This is a genomic window from Gordonia sp. LMA167 (assembly GCF_058130025.1).
Genome location: NZ_CM176708.1, coordinates 376,905 through 391,934, shown reverse-complemented (window position 1 = coordinate 391,934; position 15,030 = coordinate 376,905). Strand labels below are relative to the sequence as shown.

Below are 15,030 nucleotides of genomic sequence, written 5' to 3'. Positions count from 1 at the left end.
AGAATGAACGACCCCCGACCGGGAGAAGGCGACGGCACGTGGTCGGCCGACGAGATCGTCGGCAGTGAGTTCGCGGAGGTGCGTGTGAGCGTGGACTCGTCGGCGAACTCGAGCCGACTTCGGCTCGAGGACCTGCGTACCGGACGGGTCCGGTACCTCGATGCCCTGGAACTCGAGACGATCGTGTGGTTGACGGATGGGCACCTGAACCGGCTTCTCGATCCGTCCGCTGATCGCTGGAACGAGCGCAACCCCACCGGAGGTCACGGATGAGAAGAGCAATGGTGGTGGCACCCAGACGAACACCGGTCGGAGCGTTCGGTGGCGCGCTGAAACCAGTGCCGGCCGAAGAGCTCGCCACAATCGCCATCAAAGCAACCATCGAAGCATCGGGTATCGATCCGGAACGGATCGACGACGTCTCGTTTGCCCAGTCCTACACGAACTCCGAGGCCCCGTGTATAGGACGCTGGGCCGCCCTCGACGCCGGCCTGCCGGTCCAGCTGCCCGGCTTCCAGATCGATCGTCGCTGCGGTGGCGGACTGCAGGCGGTGGTGACCGCAGCGATGATGGTGCAGACCGGCGCCGCCGATGCGGTGATCGCCGGGGGTGTGGAGTCGATGAGCAACATCGAGCACTACACGCAGGACATCCGGTGGGGCAGGCGATCCGGCAGCGTCACCATGCACGACCGTCTCGATCGCGGGCGCGCCCGATCACAGCCGGAATGGCGTTTCGGTGCGATCAGCGGCATGATCGAGACCGCCGAGAACCTCTCCGCCCGTTATGGTATCGATCGAGAGTCGGCGGACAGGTTGGCGGCGCGAAGCCATCGGCGAGCGGCGCAGGCCTGGGAGGCCGGTCATTTCGACGACGAGGTGGTGCCGGTCGAGGTGGCGCAGCGCCGGGGGGATCCGATCGTCGTCGAACGGGATGAGGGAATCCGCTCGGACTCGACTCCGGAATCACTCGGCCGACTGCGTGTGATCGTTCCCGGCGGCACGGTCACGGCAGGAAACGCGGCCCAACAGAACGACGCCGCCGCTGCATGTCTCGTCGTCGCCGAGGACAGGCTCGACGAACTCGGCCTCACCCCGATCGCGGCTCTGCACAGCTGGGCGGTCGCCGGATGTGAGCCCTCGGTGATGGGCATCGGTCCCGTGGCCGCGTGCGAGAAGCTGTTCGCCCGCAACGGGTTGCTGCGTGACGAGATGGACCTCATCGAGATCAATGAGGCATTCGCCGTCCAGGTGCTGGCGGTCCTCACGGAATGGGGCATCAAGCCCGACGACCTCGACGACCGGCTGAATGTGAACGGGTCGGGGATCTCGCTGGGACATCCGATCGGCGCCACCGGAGTCCGGATTCTGGGCACGATGGTGCACGAGTTGGCGCGTAGGCGCGGCAGGTACGCACTGGAGACCATGTGCATCGGTGGCGGTCAGGGAATCGCCGCAGTCTTCGAAGGAGTGTGAGATGGCGGGCATTGTCTCGTACGCAACATATCTACCGGCATGGCGACTGGCACCGGCCGACATCGGTGGTCGCACCGATCGCGTCGTCGCCGGGTTCGACGAGGACAGCACCACACTTGCGGTGATGGCGTCGACCGCCGCGCTGCGACCGGGCGATGCGGTGGGCGCGGTCTACCTGGCCACCAGCACGCCGGCGTACGCGGACAAGACGAATGCGGTTGCCGTGCACGCGGCGCTCGGACTCGACCGGGACATCCCTGCGGCCGACCTCGCGGGCAGCGGCCGTTCGGCGATGGCAGCCATCAGTTGTGCCGAGCAGGCAGGCGGACTGGTCGCCATGTCAGACGTGCGGGTGGGACTGCCGGGCGGCGTCGATGAGCGCGGCGGTGGCGATGCGGCCGCAGCATTTTTGTTCGCGGACGGAACCGATGAGCGGCCGGTGCTCGCGGAGATCGTCGGCCGTGCAGCATCGTCTGTCGAGGTTCTCGATCGGTGGCGCTCGCCGGATGCGTCGACCGGCATGCGCTGGGAGGAGCGCCTTGGCGTGGAGGCCTACGAGCCGGTGGTGCGCGATGTGGTCGCTCGCGCCCTGGCGGACGCCGGCGTGGAGCGCATCGATCGTGCTGTGATCGCGTCGGCCAATCAAGCCGTGGTCAAGCGTGCCGGAAAGCTCGTGCCTGCGTCGGCGGTCACCACTTCTCCGGTCGGGTACTCGGGGACCGCGGACATCGGAGTGGCGCTCGCCGCGGCTCTCGATGTCGCGGAGCCGGCGGAGATCATCGTCGTGGTCTCGGTGACGGACGGGGCGGACGCTGTGGTGTTGCGCACCACCGACGCTCTCCGGTCTCGTCGTCAGGCACGTCCGGTGACCGAGGCCCGGGCATGTGGGACCACGGTGCCCTATCCCACGTACCTGCAGTGGCGGGGACTGCTGGATCGGGACCTGCCTCGACGGCCGGAACCCGACCGGGCCGCGGCGCCACCCTCGTTGCGGAATGTGCGGTGGAAGTTTGGGCTCGAGGGAACCCGGTGTACAGGCTGCGGCTTCGTGCATCTCCCGCCGATGCGCGTGTGCCGGAGCTGCGGTGGACACGACTCGATGGTGGGTGAGCGCATCGCGGATCGACGGGGGCTGGTCCGCACGTTCACGGTCGACCGATTGGCGTTCTCACCATCACCTCCCGTGGTCGGTGCCGTGGTCGACTTCGACGGCGGGGGCCGCTACACCTTCGAGGTCGCCGACAACGCCGTCGATGACATCGCGGTGGGCGCAGCGGTCGAGATGACCTTCCGTCGGCTCTACACCGCGGGCGGCGTGCACAACTACTTCTGGAAGGCCCGCCTGGTCACGGATCCCGAACCCGCCGCAGGCGATGTCGCGACCGAGAACACCGCGCGCGAGGGAGTCATGATATGAGCAGGGGGATTCGAGACGCGGTCGCAGTGGTCGCGATGGGGTGCACCAGGTTCGGCGAGCGCTGGGACGCGTCCACCGACGATCTACTCGTCGATGCCGTCGACGAATGTCTCGGTGACACGAGCGGAGTCGGCATCGGCGACGTCGAGGCCTTCTGGCTGGGCACGCTGGCGTCCGGCCAGAGCGGAATGACGTTGAGCAGGGCGCTCGCTATCGACTACCGGCCGGTGACGCGAGTCGAGAACTACTGCGCCACCGGCTCGGAGGCGTTTCGCAACGCCTGCTACGCGGTCGCTTCGGGCGCTTACGACACGGTGATGGCCGTCGGGGTCGAGAAACTGAAGGATTCCGGATACTCCGGGCTCCTCCGCGGCGATCCACCGGGCGACCAGACCGCGTCGGAGGTGTCGTTCACCGCGCCGGCCGCGTTCTCGCTGTTGGATCCCGCCTACTGCGCCCGCTACGGGGTGGCACCGGACGAGATGCGCGCGGCAATGAGCCATGTCGCCTGGAAGAACCACCTCAATGGAGCTCGAAATCCGAAGGCGCAGTTCCGATCGGAGGTCTCGGTCGAGACCATCGAGCAGGCGCCGAAGGTGGCCGGCAGGCTGGGTGTCTTCGACTGTTCGGGAGTCTCCGACGGCGCGGCCTGTGCATTGATCGTCCCGGCCGACCGCGCCCACGACTACACCGACCATCCGATGTATGTGAAAGGTCTCTCGCTGGTGGCGGGTCCGGCGCGCGGAGCAATGGACCCGGACTACGACTTCACCACCTTCCCCGAGGTGCTGCACAGCGCTGCCGATGCCTACGCGCAGGCGGGTGTCGACGATCCCCGACGTCAGCTGTCGATGGCCGAGGTTCACGATTGCTTCACGCCGACCGAGATCGTGCTCATGGAGGATCTGGGATTCAGTGATCGCGGGCAAGGTCACAAGGACGTGCTCGCAGGCGAGTTCGATGCGGATGGCGTGTTGCCGGTGAATCCCGACGGGGGACTGAAGTCCTTCGGGCATCCGGTGGGGGCCAGCGGGCTCCGAATGCTCTATGAGTGCTGGTTGCAGTTCGGCGGGCGCGCCGGCGCACGCCAGCTCGACGACCCCCGTCTCGCGCTGACCCATAATCTCGGCGGCCGTCCGGGTGGATGTGTCTCCTTTGTCTCGGTGGTGGGCAACACGATTGGAAAGTCGAGGTGACCGCGGTGTCGCAGACCCACGCCGCCATCGCCGTCCGCCGGGAGAGGCTCCTCACGGCTTATCCCGAGTGGCGGCCGCGGACCCTCGCGAGCTGGCTCGACCACTGTGCCGAACGGTTCCCCGACCGCAACTTCGTCGTCTCCGACAGCGGTACGCTCAGCTATGCCGATGTTGCCGAGCAGTCCTTACGGCTTGCCGATGGACTGGCGACGCTGGGCGTCGGGCGCGGCGACCGCGTCGGCATGGTGATGGCAAATCACCCGGAGTTCGTCGCGATCAAGTTCGCCATCGCCCGCACGGGAGCGACCGCGGTGCCGTTCAACTACCTGTATCACCGCGACGAACTCGCCTACGTGCTGGCCCAATCCGAGTGCTCGGTGCTGGTCACCATGAACGCGTTCGGCGATCTCGACTACCGGGCAATGCTCGACGACATCGCGCCGGGGTGGGATCGCGACGACTTCTCGACACGCAGCTCGGACACGACCGACCGGGTCCCGCGGTTGACTCACGTCATCACCCTGACCGCCGATGACGACCGGGACGAGCTACTCACGGTCGCGGAACTCGAAGCGCTGGGGGCATCTCGGCCGGGCACACACCGTCCGACCGCGACCCCTGAGGACGTCGGCGATCTGCTCTACACGTCGGGCACCACCGGCTCGCCAAAAGGGGTGATGGTGACGCACGATGCGGTGCTGCGCACCGGCTTCGCCTCGGCGTACACCCGAGCGTACGAAGACGGACGTCGAATCCTCTTCTCGCTGCCCTGTTATCACATGTTCGGTTACGTGGAAGGGCTGATCTCGGCGATGTACGCCGGGGGTGCGGTGATCATGTACCCGGCGTTCAGTCCGGAGACCTACCTGGCCGGGATCGAGCGACATCGGGCCACCGACATCCTGTGCGTTCCGACGATGGCGGTGGCGATGGTGGAGCACCCTCACCGGCACGACTACGACCTGACCAGTCTCTCGGCCATACTCTGCGGATCTGCGCCGGCTCCGATCTGGCTGTGGGAGAGAGTGGCCGAGGAGTTCGGCGTCGAGGAGATCGTCACCGGCTACGGGATGACCGAGTGCGGTGGGGCGATGACCCTTACCCGTCCCGAAGACCCGTTGCCGTTGACCTCGGAGACCGCGGGGGCACCGAAGATGGCGGGACCTGCGGGCATCGCCCCAGACCAACTGCTGTGCGAATATCTCACCGTCGACCCCGAGACCGGGCAGCGGCTTCCGGTGGGGCAGATCGGTGAACTCGCGTCGCACGGCCCGACGACGATGGTGGGCTATTGGCGCAAGCCGGCCGAGACGATCGCGTCGATGCGCGACGGACTACTGCTGTCCGGTGACCTCGGTCGCGTTCGCTCCGACGGCTACCTGGAGATCACCGGTCGCAGTAAGGAGCTGTACAAGAGTGGCGGAGAGCTGGTGATGCCCAAGGAGATCGAAGATCTCCTCGGTGCGCATCCGGCGATCTCGCAGGTGTTCGCGGTGGGACTCCTCGACGACCGGTGGGGAGAGATCGGTGCCGTGGTGGTGGTCCAGGCTCCAGGACAGTCCGTCGACGCCGATGAGGTCATCGGGATCTGCCGACGCAACCTGGCGCGGTTCAAGGTGCCCAAACGCGTCGTGTTCGTCGATCCGGACCACCTGCCGAGAACGCCCACCGGGAAGGTTCAGAAGTTCCGTCTCGTCGAAGAACTGAGCAAGGCGGACAACAAGTCTCTCGATACCGCTGTACAAGGAGAGTGAGAAGACCGTGACGGACACAGATCAGCGGCGACTGGTGGTTGTCGGTGCGTCGCTCGCCGGGCTCCGGGCCGTCGAAGCTGCTCGAAAGGAGGGATTCAGCGGTTCGATCACCCTGATCGGCGCCGAACCGCACCTACCGTACGATCGCCCGCCCCTGTCCAAGGCGTACCTCGATCCGATCGAGGATGACGGTGAACCCCAGGTCCCGTTCTTTCGCACCGAGGAGGCGTTTGCCGCGGAACTCGACGTGACGCTGCGTCTGGGGGAGCCCGCAACCGGGCTCGACACCACGCGCCGACTGGTGCTCATCGGCGAGACCAGCATCGCGGAGAACGAGGTGCCCTACGACATCCTGGTGATCGCGACCGGCGCGGGGGCGCGCGAGTTGCCCGGAACCCGTGGCGTTGGTGGGGTGCATGCGCTGCGGACGATCGACGATGCGGTCGCGGTTCGCGACGGGCTGGAGGGCGGAGCCCGCACCGTTGTCATCGGTGCCGGCTTCATCGGCTCCGAGGTTGCGTCGAATGCCGCCAAGCGTGGTCTTCCGGTCACCATCGTCGAAGCGTTGCCGACGCCGCTGGTGCGGGCGATCGGCGCCGACATGGGATCTGCGATCGCCGCGCTCCACGCCCAGAACGACACCGAGCTCCTCTGTGGTGTCGGGGTTTCGGCGATCCTGTCGAACGCGGGCGCAGTGACCGGGGTGGAACTGTCCGACGGTCGGGTACTGGATGCGGACCTCGTCATCGTCGGTATCGGCAGTGTTCCGGCGACCGACTGGCTGGACGGCAGCGGACTCACCCTGGACAACGGTGTGAAATGCGACGAGAACCTCTTCACCGGTGTCGACGGCATCTATGCCGCCGGGGACGTGGCGAACTGGTTCAACCCGCTGTTCGAACGGCACCAGCGGCTCGAGCATTGGACAAGTGCGGCCGAGCAGGGGGCTGCCGCCGTCCGCAACGCATTGAGCAATGGCGACCCCAAGCCGTATGCGACGGTGCCGTACTTCTGGTCGGACTGGTACGACAGCAGGATTCAGTTCGTCGGCGTGACGGACGCCGATGAGATCGTGCCCGTGGAAGGAAAACCGGGAGTGGATCGCCGGTGGGTGGCACTGTATCGCAAGGGCGATCGATTGGCTGGTGCGCTCGCGGTGAACGGACAGAACGTGATCATGAAGTACCGCATGCAGATCATGCGAGGCGGCTCATGGGCGGATGCGCTGTCGTTCGCCGAACAGCGTCGTGCTCTCGTGGCGAATCGAGGATGACGAACATGACCACCGCGACCGATTCTGCACCGCTGACCGAATCCTATTGGCGCAAAGATGAATCGATTCCACTGATCGACGACACGGTCGGGTCACTGCTCGTCCGGCGCGCAGCAGAGTCGCCGACGAACCTGGCGCTTGTGGGGACCGGGCACGATGACACCGGGGTTCGGCTGACGTACGCCGAACTCCTGGCGGAGGCGCTGCGCGTCGCGACCCGCTTGCGGGAACTCGCCGGGCACGAGGAGATGGTCGCGCTGTGGGCGCCGAACGTCGCCGAGTGGCCGGTGATCCAGTACGGCGCGGCCCTGGCAGGAGTGGTGCTCGTCGCGGTGAATCCGGTGCTGCGTGCGCCGGAACTGGAATTCGTTCTGGCGCACTCGGGTGCGACGGTGCTCATTCACGCCGACGCGAGTCGCGACCATGACATGAAGGCGATCGCCGGTCAGATGCGCGAACGGTTCCCGGCGCTGGTCACGATCAGTCTCGCGGATCAATCGGGCTGGCTCGCCGAGGACGTCGACACGGCGCTGCTCGACATCATTCCCACCGACCCGGATCGACCGGCGATGCTGCAGTACACGTCGGGGACCACCGGGAATCCCAAAGGCGTGTTGTTGCGCCATCGTTCGCTGGTCAATGTCGCCCGGCTGACCATGGAGGCCGCCGGGATCGGCGTCGGTGCGACGTCGGTCAACCCACTGCCCATGTTCCACACCGCCGCGTGTGTGATCGGCACCCTGGGACCCTTGTGGGTAGGCGGCACAACGGTACTCGTGAAGCAGTTCATGCCGGCCGCAGTGCTGGCAGCGATGCGTGACGAGCAGGCGACGGTGTTCTACTACGTCCCTGCCGTGTTGTCGGCGATGGTCGAGTACATTCGGACCTCCGGCGAACAAGGGCCACCACTGGATGTGATGTTGGGTGGCGCGTCCAGTGTCTCGGCCGTGTTGATCGAGTCGGCCGAATCGACGTTCGGCGGCCGCGTCATCAACGTGTTCGGGCAGACCGAACTCGCACCCGTGTTGACGGCGACACGACCTGATGACTCGCGCGAGGATCAGCTGGAGACCGTCGGGCGTCCGCTGGCCCAGGTCGATTGCAAGGTGGTCGACCCGGTGACGCGCGAGGTGGTGCCGCTCGGCGAGGTCGGGGAGATCTGCGCCCGCGGGTATCAGCAGATGATCGAGTACCTCGGCGATGCCGAGATCACCGCCCGTACGGTCGACACCGACGGTTTCGTCCACACCGGTGACCTCGGATCGATGGATGAGCGTGGCTATCTGACCGTGACCGGGAGGTTGAAGGAGCTCATAATCCGCGGCGGTGAGAACATCGCACCGGCCGAGATCGAGAATCGGCTCCTCGAGGTCGAATCGGTCGCCGCCGCGTCCGTCATCGGACTTCCCGACGATCGTCTCGGGGAGATAGTCGCTGCTGTCGTAGTTCTGCGTGAGCCGCTCGACGCGGCGACCCTGCGCCAGCGCGTCGTGACGCATGTGACCGAATGCCTGGCGCCGTTCAAGGTTCCGGCGCGCTGGTTCGTGACCGACGCACTGCCTCTGACCCCGACCGGGAAGGTCCGCAAGTACGCGTTGGCCGACTCCATCGTCGACGGTTCACTACAGGAGATCTGAATCTCCCCAGGACGCCCGGATATCTCAGGCGCTCAGCGCACTTCGCACCATCGTTTGCGCGGTGGCGACAACGGTGTCGATGGAGCCGCGCCGGGGTCGCCACCATTCCGCCGCCCAGTTGAGGGCCCCCAGAATGAGCATCCTCGCGACGAAGAGGTCCAGGTCGTCCCGGATCTCACCGTCATCGGCGGCGTTCTTGATGAGCTGCCGCCAGATCTCGCCGTATTTCCTCTCCTCGGCACGTTGGCGTTCGCGCAGGTGCTCAGGGATCTGGCCAGAGTTGCGAATCGACGCGGTGGTGTAGTCGGAGACCTCGAGTTCGTGGCGCAGGTGGGCGTCGACCGCGACCATGATGCGGTCCATCGCGGTGTCCTCGGGCCACGTCCGTTCGAGGGAAGCCTGGAGATAGCTGCGCATCTCGGCCAGGCCGGACCACATGACTTCCTCGACGAGCTCTTCCCGGGAACCGAAGTAATAATAGATCGCGGGTGCCTGGAGCTCGGCTTCCTTGGCGACGTCGGTCAGCCGGGTTCCGGCGTAGCCCTTGGCGCTGAGGACCTTGGCCGCGGCGTCCAGAATCCGAGCGCGGGTCCGAGCTGATTTGCTCTCCCGTCCGCCCGCCTGGACCTGGGCTTTTGATTCTGTATTAAGCGCCACGCGTCAACTATAACGCCGGCTCGGGGATCATGTGGCGGTGGTGGACGGTTGGTCTGGTGACCGCCGTCACCGACATGTGTTAAATTTTAAGTCTCATTAAAAACGTGGCTCGAGATTCTGGGTCGGCTGCATCAGGAGGACGTGCGATGTCTCTTCGGGCGAAAGGGGGTCTGGCCGCTCAGGCGTCCCGGGTGGCGCTGCACCGGTGCGTCGAATCGATCGGACCGCGTCGCGAGGTGGCACCCGGAACGGTGCCGATCAGCATCGACCGAGTGACACCGCAGTGGCTGACGGTAGCTCTCTGTAGCGGTGCGCCAAGTGCCTCGGTGACCGGCTTCGAACTGGAATCCGGGACCAGCGGGACAAGTGCACGCCGCGCCATGACGCTGCACTACAACTCGGCAGGCGATGACGCGGGGCTGCCTCGCCACGTGTTCACCAAGACCACGCCGGACCTCAAGACACGGCTGTTCACCGGGCTCACGAACCTGTTCGTCGGTGAATCGCACTTCTACAACACAATTCGGCCAACGCTGGCGATCGAGTCGCCACTCGCGTTCTACGCCGACTACGACCTGCGATCGTGTCGGTCGATCCTCATCATGGAGGACATCGCCAAAACGCGAGGAGCGACCTTCGGTGCCCCGCAGACGCTGAACATCGATCAGTCGCGTGCCTTGGACATGACGTCGGTGATGGCGTCCTACCATGGCGCATTCTGGGACAGTCCTCGTCTGGGCGGCGAGTTTCCCATGCTGCGAACGAGTCCCGATTGGCAGCGACACCTGGACGCGATGATCAACACAGAGTCGATGGTCCGGCGAGGGATCGAGCGCGCAGAGTCGGCTCTGCCCGATGATCTGCTTAGTCGCAAACGCCAGATCTGGCCGGCATTCGTCGCCTCACTCGATCTCAAGTCGCGTCGGCCGATCACGCTGCTCCATCACGACGTGCATTCGAAGAACTGGTACGTGACGGGTGATGGTCGGATGGGCCTGTACGACTGGCAGACGATAGTCACCGGGACCTGGGCCATCGACTTCTCCTACGCGATCAATTGCGGTCTTGCGGTCGACGACCGCCGGCTGTGGCTGCCGCTCCTGCTGGACAACTATCTCGACCGACTGGCCGAGTGTGGTGTCGTCGAGCCGCCCACGGTCGGTGAGGCGTGGCAGAACTACCGGGAACAGTCCATTCACGGGTTGATCTTCTGGCTGGCCACGATCGGCGCGGGCAGGCTGCAGCCGGATCTGCATGACGAAAAGGACTGCCTCATCAACATCGAACGGATGGCACACGCTGTCGTCGACGCCAAGACGCTCGACGCGCTCCTCTGAACACTCAGACTTGGCGCCGATTTCCGAAGGGAAACCAACAATGCAGGATCAGCTGGCCATGGGGGCCGCAGTCGCCCGGGTCGTGATGACGAAGATCGGGGAGAAGGTTCGTGACCGCGGCCCGGTGACCCGGGCGGACGAAGTGCCGTCGAGTGTGGATCAGCTCACGCCAGAATGGTTGACCGCGGTCCTCGCCCCGGTTGTCCCGGACGCGGCGGTGACGGCCCTACGCCTCGGCGATGGCTCCGACGGCACGAGCTCACGACGAGCCATCACGATCGAATGGAACTCTGCCGGCACTGCGGCAGGACTGCCCACCGATCTCTACTCGAAGTCGACTCCGTCTCTCCTGAATCGACTGCTCGTCGGTGTTACTGGGGCTGCGGGCGCCGAAGCACTCTTTTACCAGTCCATTCGACCGCATCTGGAAATCGGCGCTCCATTGGGATATCACGGTGCGTGGGATGCGCGGTCATGTCGATCGATGGTGCTCACCGAAGACATCGCGGTCAGTCGCGGGGCGACCTTCGCCGACGCCGCCGGCAGGTATGTCGACCGTGCTGGCGCCGAGTCCATGGTTGCAGAGTTGGCCCGCTATCACGGGCAACTCTGGGAGGACCCGCGATTGGCGGGCGAATGGAACCTGATGCCCGCCGACGCCTGGCAGAGGTCGTTCAACGCGCGCATCGGATTCGATCGGGGCGCGGTGCTGGCGATGCGCTTCCTGCCGGACGAGGTGCCCGTAGAACTGCAAGACAAGAAGTCGGCCATTCGACGAGGTCTCATGCGCGCACTCGACCACAATGTCAGCGGCCCGATGACACTCCTGCACCAGGATGTGCACCCCGGCAATTGGTTCAGGCTCGATGATGGCTCCCTCAATCTCTATGACTGGCAGGGCATCGGCCGAGGTGGTTGGGCGCTGGACGTCAGCTACGCACTCAGCGCGGCGCTGACGACTGAGGACCGCCGCGAGTGGGAGAGGGAACTGGTCGACCTTTACATCGAAGAACTGGCCTGCGCGGGCGGGAAGCCGCCCGTATTCGATGAGGCGTTTCTCGCGTATCGACAACAGATGTTCCGAGGCTTCATCTTCTGGACGTACACCCACCTGGTGGGGAAGGTGTCGGCGCTCCAATCGGATGCCCATGTCCGGACGCTTGTTCAGCGAACGGGTCAGGCGTTGGTTGATCTCGAGTCGCTCCAGAGTCTCGACCGAGCGCCTCGGTGGTGACCAGCTCGATCGATGGACCGTAACCGGTCACACTCGTCGACAACCCTGCTTATGCTGACGACACACTCGACGAGGAGGGTGCCCAGCCCATGCAGAATCCCGTGAAGACGATCTCCACCGCCGGACTCGATCCGGAGACGCAGTGGATGGACATCTATCGCAATCTGTCCACGCGCGAGTTTCCCTGGGACATCAACCAGGCACTCAGCTTCGCGTTGTTCCGCACCTATGCCGTCCCTAGCATCGGGCGCCTGCTCGACGAGACCGGCGCGTTCACCGAGGCCACGCAGAAGCGCTACGACGACACGGCGATCCTGCTGGAGACCCCGCTGATCGAGGGATTCGATAGTCCGCAGGGTAAGGCAGCCATCCGGCGGATCAACCAGATGCACAAGATGTACGACATCCCGAACGACGATTTCCGCTACGTGTTGTCGACGTTCGTCGTCGTGCCTGTGCGCTGGCTCGCCGACTACGGATGGCGCCCGCTCACCGCCGACGAGAAGCTGGCGATGGTGCGCTACTACCAGGCGCTCGGTCGGCACATGGCCATCAAGGACATCCCCGCCACCTACGGCGAATTCGCGACGCTGATGGACGATTACGAGGCCGAGCACTTCGCCTTCGATCCGGGATCGCGCCGGGTGGCCGACGCGACGATGGATCTGCTCGCCTCGTTCTATCCGGGTTTTGCCAAGCGCGGCGTCGACATCTTCAGCCGTTCGCTGATGGACGAGCCGCTGATCGCGGCCTTCGGGTACGACGATCCGGGCGCCGTCGCGCGCACCGTGTCCGCGGCTGCACTGAAACTCCGCGCCCGACTACTGGCGCTGCTGCCGTCACGTCGGAAGCCGGCACTCGTGCAGAACATGCCCCGAATCCGTTCGTATCCCAACGGTTTCGACATCGAATCGATGGGGACGTTCGCGGGTGGATGTCCGGTCCACCACGATCGCCAGGGAGTTGCGGAAACGGCTTGACGCGTTAGGAGATCACCCACGACGGCGTTTCCGAGGCTGCACCACTGAATGAGGAAGGGTGGCCACCGGCGAGCGTAGTCGATCATGAGCGACGCCGATCTCGGCGACATCGCACTGCGCGAGCAACTCGTCGCTGACAGAGCGCGGTGAGGATCAGGGTGTGCCCGATACGCGCCTGACGCCTGATTCAGTTCGACGACGCGCTACCCGATCCGGTATCGCCCCCTGGACCAGCGCTGCAAGAGTCCGACGTCGACGGACGAGGTCGACAGCGCGTCTGCGCTGAAGCGAGGGACGCCGATCGGCGGCATTCGGTCGTCGCCTGCATGAGGACGGTCATGGCCATCTTCACCGGAATGCGCCGATCAGCGGGCCACACAACAGTGAGATCTTGTCGTTCATTGCGTCGGGTGATCGGGTGATGCTTCCGTCGCGTCTCCGGTGTAGCGCCGCCGAAACAAGTGATCGTTCGGTGCATGGATTGCCGATCCGGGCCGGCCGCTATGAGTAGATGCGGCGCGTGTCTTTCGAGTTTCGGGCCCTGATGTACAGGCATTTCTCTGTGACGCTTGACACCTGCCGGCGCCGCTCCTACGCTCAAAACAAATGATCGTTTTGTGACTCCAAGCACAGCTCGCGGAAGAGGTAACAGTGACCACATCACAGTTCGGCCGAGACATGTTCAGCGACTTCGATATCGACGATCCGTTGTTCAACGAGCACTTCACAGATGTGCTCGATGCATTTGTTGCCAAGTGCCCCGTGGCCCGAAGCAATGTCGGAGACGGGTACTACGTCATCAACCGCTACGAGGATGTCCGTGCCGCCGGACAGGACTGGCAGACGTTCAGCAGTGCGAAAGGCTTCCAGCCGAACCGCCCGGACGGAATCCCATATCTCTACCCCGAGGAGTCTGACCCGCCATACCACGACCACTGGCGCAAGGCGTTGAACCCCTTTTTCGCACCTCGGGCGATCGCCCAGTTCGAAGACCAGATCCGTGCCGATGCCGTCGAGCTGATCGACGGATTCGTTGATCGTGGCGAATGCGACTTCGTTGCCGACTTTGCGGCTGAACTGCCCGGGCGGGCGTTCTTCAAGAATCTCATCGGCGTGCCGGTTGAGGACCTTCCGATGCTGCTGAAGGCCATGGACGACGGCATCTACGGTCCACCCGAGAAGCGGGCAGACTCCATGGGGGTCGCATTCGGCTACCTGGGCGAACACCTCGCCAAGCGACGCGACAACCCAGGTGACGGCGACCTGCTCGACATCATCGCCGAAGGCGTCGATCGTGATGGTGAGATCTGTCCGTGGGAAGATCGCGTGTCGATCATCACCGATCTGACTCTCGGGGGAATCGCGACGACCACTTACGTGATGTCCGGTGCCGTCTACCACCTGGCCACGCACAGCGAGGATCGCAAGGAACTGGCGTCGAACCCGGAGATGATCATCAACGCGGTCGAGGAGTTTGCTCGAGTGTTCCCGCCTGTCGTCGCCCTCGGTCGGTCGGTCACGAAAGACACCGAGGTGGCCGGCACGGAGCTCAAGGAAGGTGACTTCGTCCTCTTGAACTACGCGTCGGCTTCACGTGACCCCGACGCTGTGGAGAACCCGCAGAAGCTGGATATTCGGCGGGAGAGCATCGTGCACACTGCGTTCGGTGTGGGTCCTCATCGTTGCATCGGCTCCCATCTGGCACGTCTCGAGCTGAGGGTGGTTCTGGAAGAACTGCTACGACGAATCCCCGAGTTCCGTGTACCCGAGGGAACCGTTCCAGAGTACGAGACCGGCGTGCTGCGCACCATGAAGAGTCTGCCTCTCGTCTTTCCCGCCGGCGGTGGGGAAGCGAAGTGAAGTTACACGTCGATTCCGAACTCTGTGCGGGCCACGGTCGTTGCTGGACGGTTGCGAGCGAAGTGTTCGAGGCTGATGACGAAGGATTCGAGGCGTCACGTGGCACGAACGTTGATGTCCCGGAAGGCCTGGAGGACGTGGCACGACGAGGAGCACGGAGCTGCCCCGAAGGTGCGATCGAACTGTTCGAGAATGCCTGACCCCCTCGGT

At 64.8% G+C, this 15,030-nt stretch carries 13 protein-coding genes; 12 read left to right on the top strand and 1 reads right to left on the bottom strand.

Annotated elements, in window-relative coordinates:
- Window positions 1-54: 54 nt before the first annotated feature.
- The 7 genes from ACVT6V_RS01755 to ACVT6V_RS01725 are packed head-to-tail and all read left to right on the top strand — an operon-like array spanning window position 55 to window position 8,752.
- Window positions 55-273, top strand: coding sequence for a hypothetical protein (locus ACVT6V_RS01755; protein ID WP_489900676.1), 219 nt, complete (start codon window positions 55-57; stop codon window positions 271-273).
- Window positions 270-1,475, top strand: coding sequence for an acetyl-CoA C-acetyltransferase (locus ACVT6V_RS01750; RefSeq protein ID WP_489898104.1), 1,206 nt, complete (start codon window positions 270-272; stop codon window positions 1,473-1,475). The genes ACVT6V_RS01755 and ACVT6V_RS01750 overlap by 4 nt, the downstream gene beginning before the upstream one ends.
- Before the next feature lies 1 nt (window position 1,476).
- Window positions 1,477-2,892, top strand: coding sequence for an OB-fold domain-containing protein (locus ACVT6V_RS01745; protein WP_489898103.1), 1,416 nt, complete (start codon window positions 1,477-1,479; stop codon window positions 2,890-2,892).
- Window positions 2,889-4,088: an acetyl-CoA acetyltransferase gene (locus ACVT6V_RS01740; protein ID WP_489898102.1), complete on the top strand. Its 1,200-nt coding sequence runs from the start codon at window positions 2,889-2,891 to the stop codon at window positions 4,086-4,088. Before ACVT6V_RS01745 ends, ACVT6V_RS01740 begins: the two co-directional genes overlap by 4 nt.
- A 5-nt stretch (window positions 4,089-4,093) precedes the next feature.
- Window positions 4,094-5,842: a class I adenylate-forming enzyme family protein gene (locus ACVT6V_RS01735; protein ID WP_489898101.1), complete on the top strand. Its 1,749-nt coding sequence runs from the start codon at window positions 4,094-4,096 to the stop codon at window positions 5,840-5,842.
- 7 nt (window positions 5,843-5,849) lie between these two features.
- Entirely contained in the window at window positions 5,850-7,115 is a 1,266-nt protein-coding gene (locus ACVT6V_RS01730; RefSeq protein ID WP_489898100.1) for an NAD(P)/FAD-dependent oxidoreductase, read from the top strand.
- Between the two features lie 5 nt (window positions 7,116-7,120).
- Window positions 7,121-8,752 carry a class I adenylate-forming enzyme family protein gene (locus ACVT6V_RS01725; protein ID WP_489898099.1) on the top strand — a complete coding sequence of 544 codons (1,632 nt, stop codon included), beginning with the start codon at window positions 7,121-7,123 and terminating at the stop codon, window positions 8,750-8,752.
- Between the two features lie 24 nt (window positions 8,753-8,776).
- Here ACVT6V_RS01725 and ACVT6V_RS01720 read toward each other — a convergent pair whose 3' ends face one another.
- The gene (locus tag ACVT6V_RS01720) at window positions 8,777-9,409 is read right to left on the bottom strand and encodes a TetR/AcrR family transcriptional regulator (RefSeq protein ID WP_489898098.1); all 633 of its coding nucleotides are present in this window, start codon (window positions 9,407-9,409) and stop codon (window positions 8,777-8,779) included.
- Between the two features lie 146 nt (window positions 9,410-9,555).
- Between ACVT6V_RS01720 and ACVT6V_RS01715 the strand changes: the two genes are divergently transcribed.
- The 5 genes from ACVT6V_RS01715 (at window position 9,556) to ACVT6V_RS01695 (ending at window position 15,020) form a co-directional block, all read left to right on the top strand.
- A complete protein-coding gene (locus ACVT6V_RS01715) occupies window positions 9,556-10,746 on the top strand; it encodes a phosphotransferase family protein (protein WP_489898097.1) in 1,191 nt (396 codons plus the stop codon).
- 40 nt (window positions 10,747-10,786) lie between these two features.
- The gene (locus ACVT6V_RS01710) at window positions 10,787-11,980 is read left to right on the top strand and encodes a phosphotransferase (protein ID WP_489898096.1); all 1,194 of its coding nucleotides are present in this window, start codon (window positions 10,787-10,789) and stop codon (window positions 11,978-11,980) included.
- A gap of 89 nt (window positions 11,981-12,069) precedes the next feature.
- The gene (locus ACVT6V_RS01705; protein WP_489898095.1) at window positions 12,070-12,960 is read left to right on the top strand and encodes an oxygenase MpaB family protein; all 891 of its coding nucleotides are present in this window, start codon (window positions 12,070-12,072) and stop codon (window positions 12,958-12,960) included.
- Between the two features lie 651 nt (window positions 12,961-13,611).
- Window positions 13,612-14,820 carry a cytochrome P450 gene (locus tag ACVT6V_RS01700; protein ID WP_489898094.1) on the top strand — a complete coding sequence of 403 codons (1,209 nt, stop codon included), beginning with the start codon at window positions 13,612-13,614 and terminating at the stop codon, window positions 14,818-14,820.
- Window positions 14,817-15,020, top strand: a complete 204-nt coding sequence (locus ACVT6V_RS01695; RefSeq protein ID WP_489898093.1) for a ferredoxin — start codon at window positions 14,817-14,819, stop codon at window positions 15,018-15,020. Before ACVT6V_RS01700 ends, ACVT6V_RS01695 begins: the two co-directional genes overlap by 4 nt.
- Window positions 15,021-15,030 lie beyond the last annotated feature (10 nt).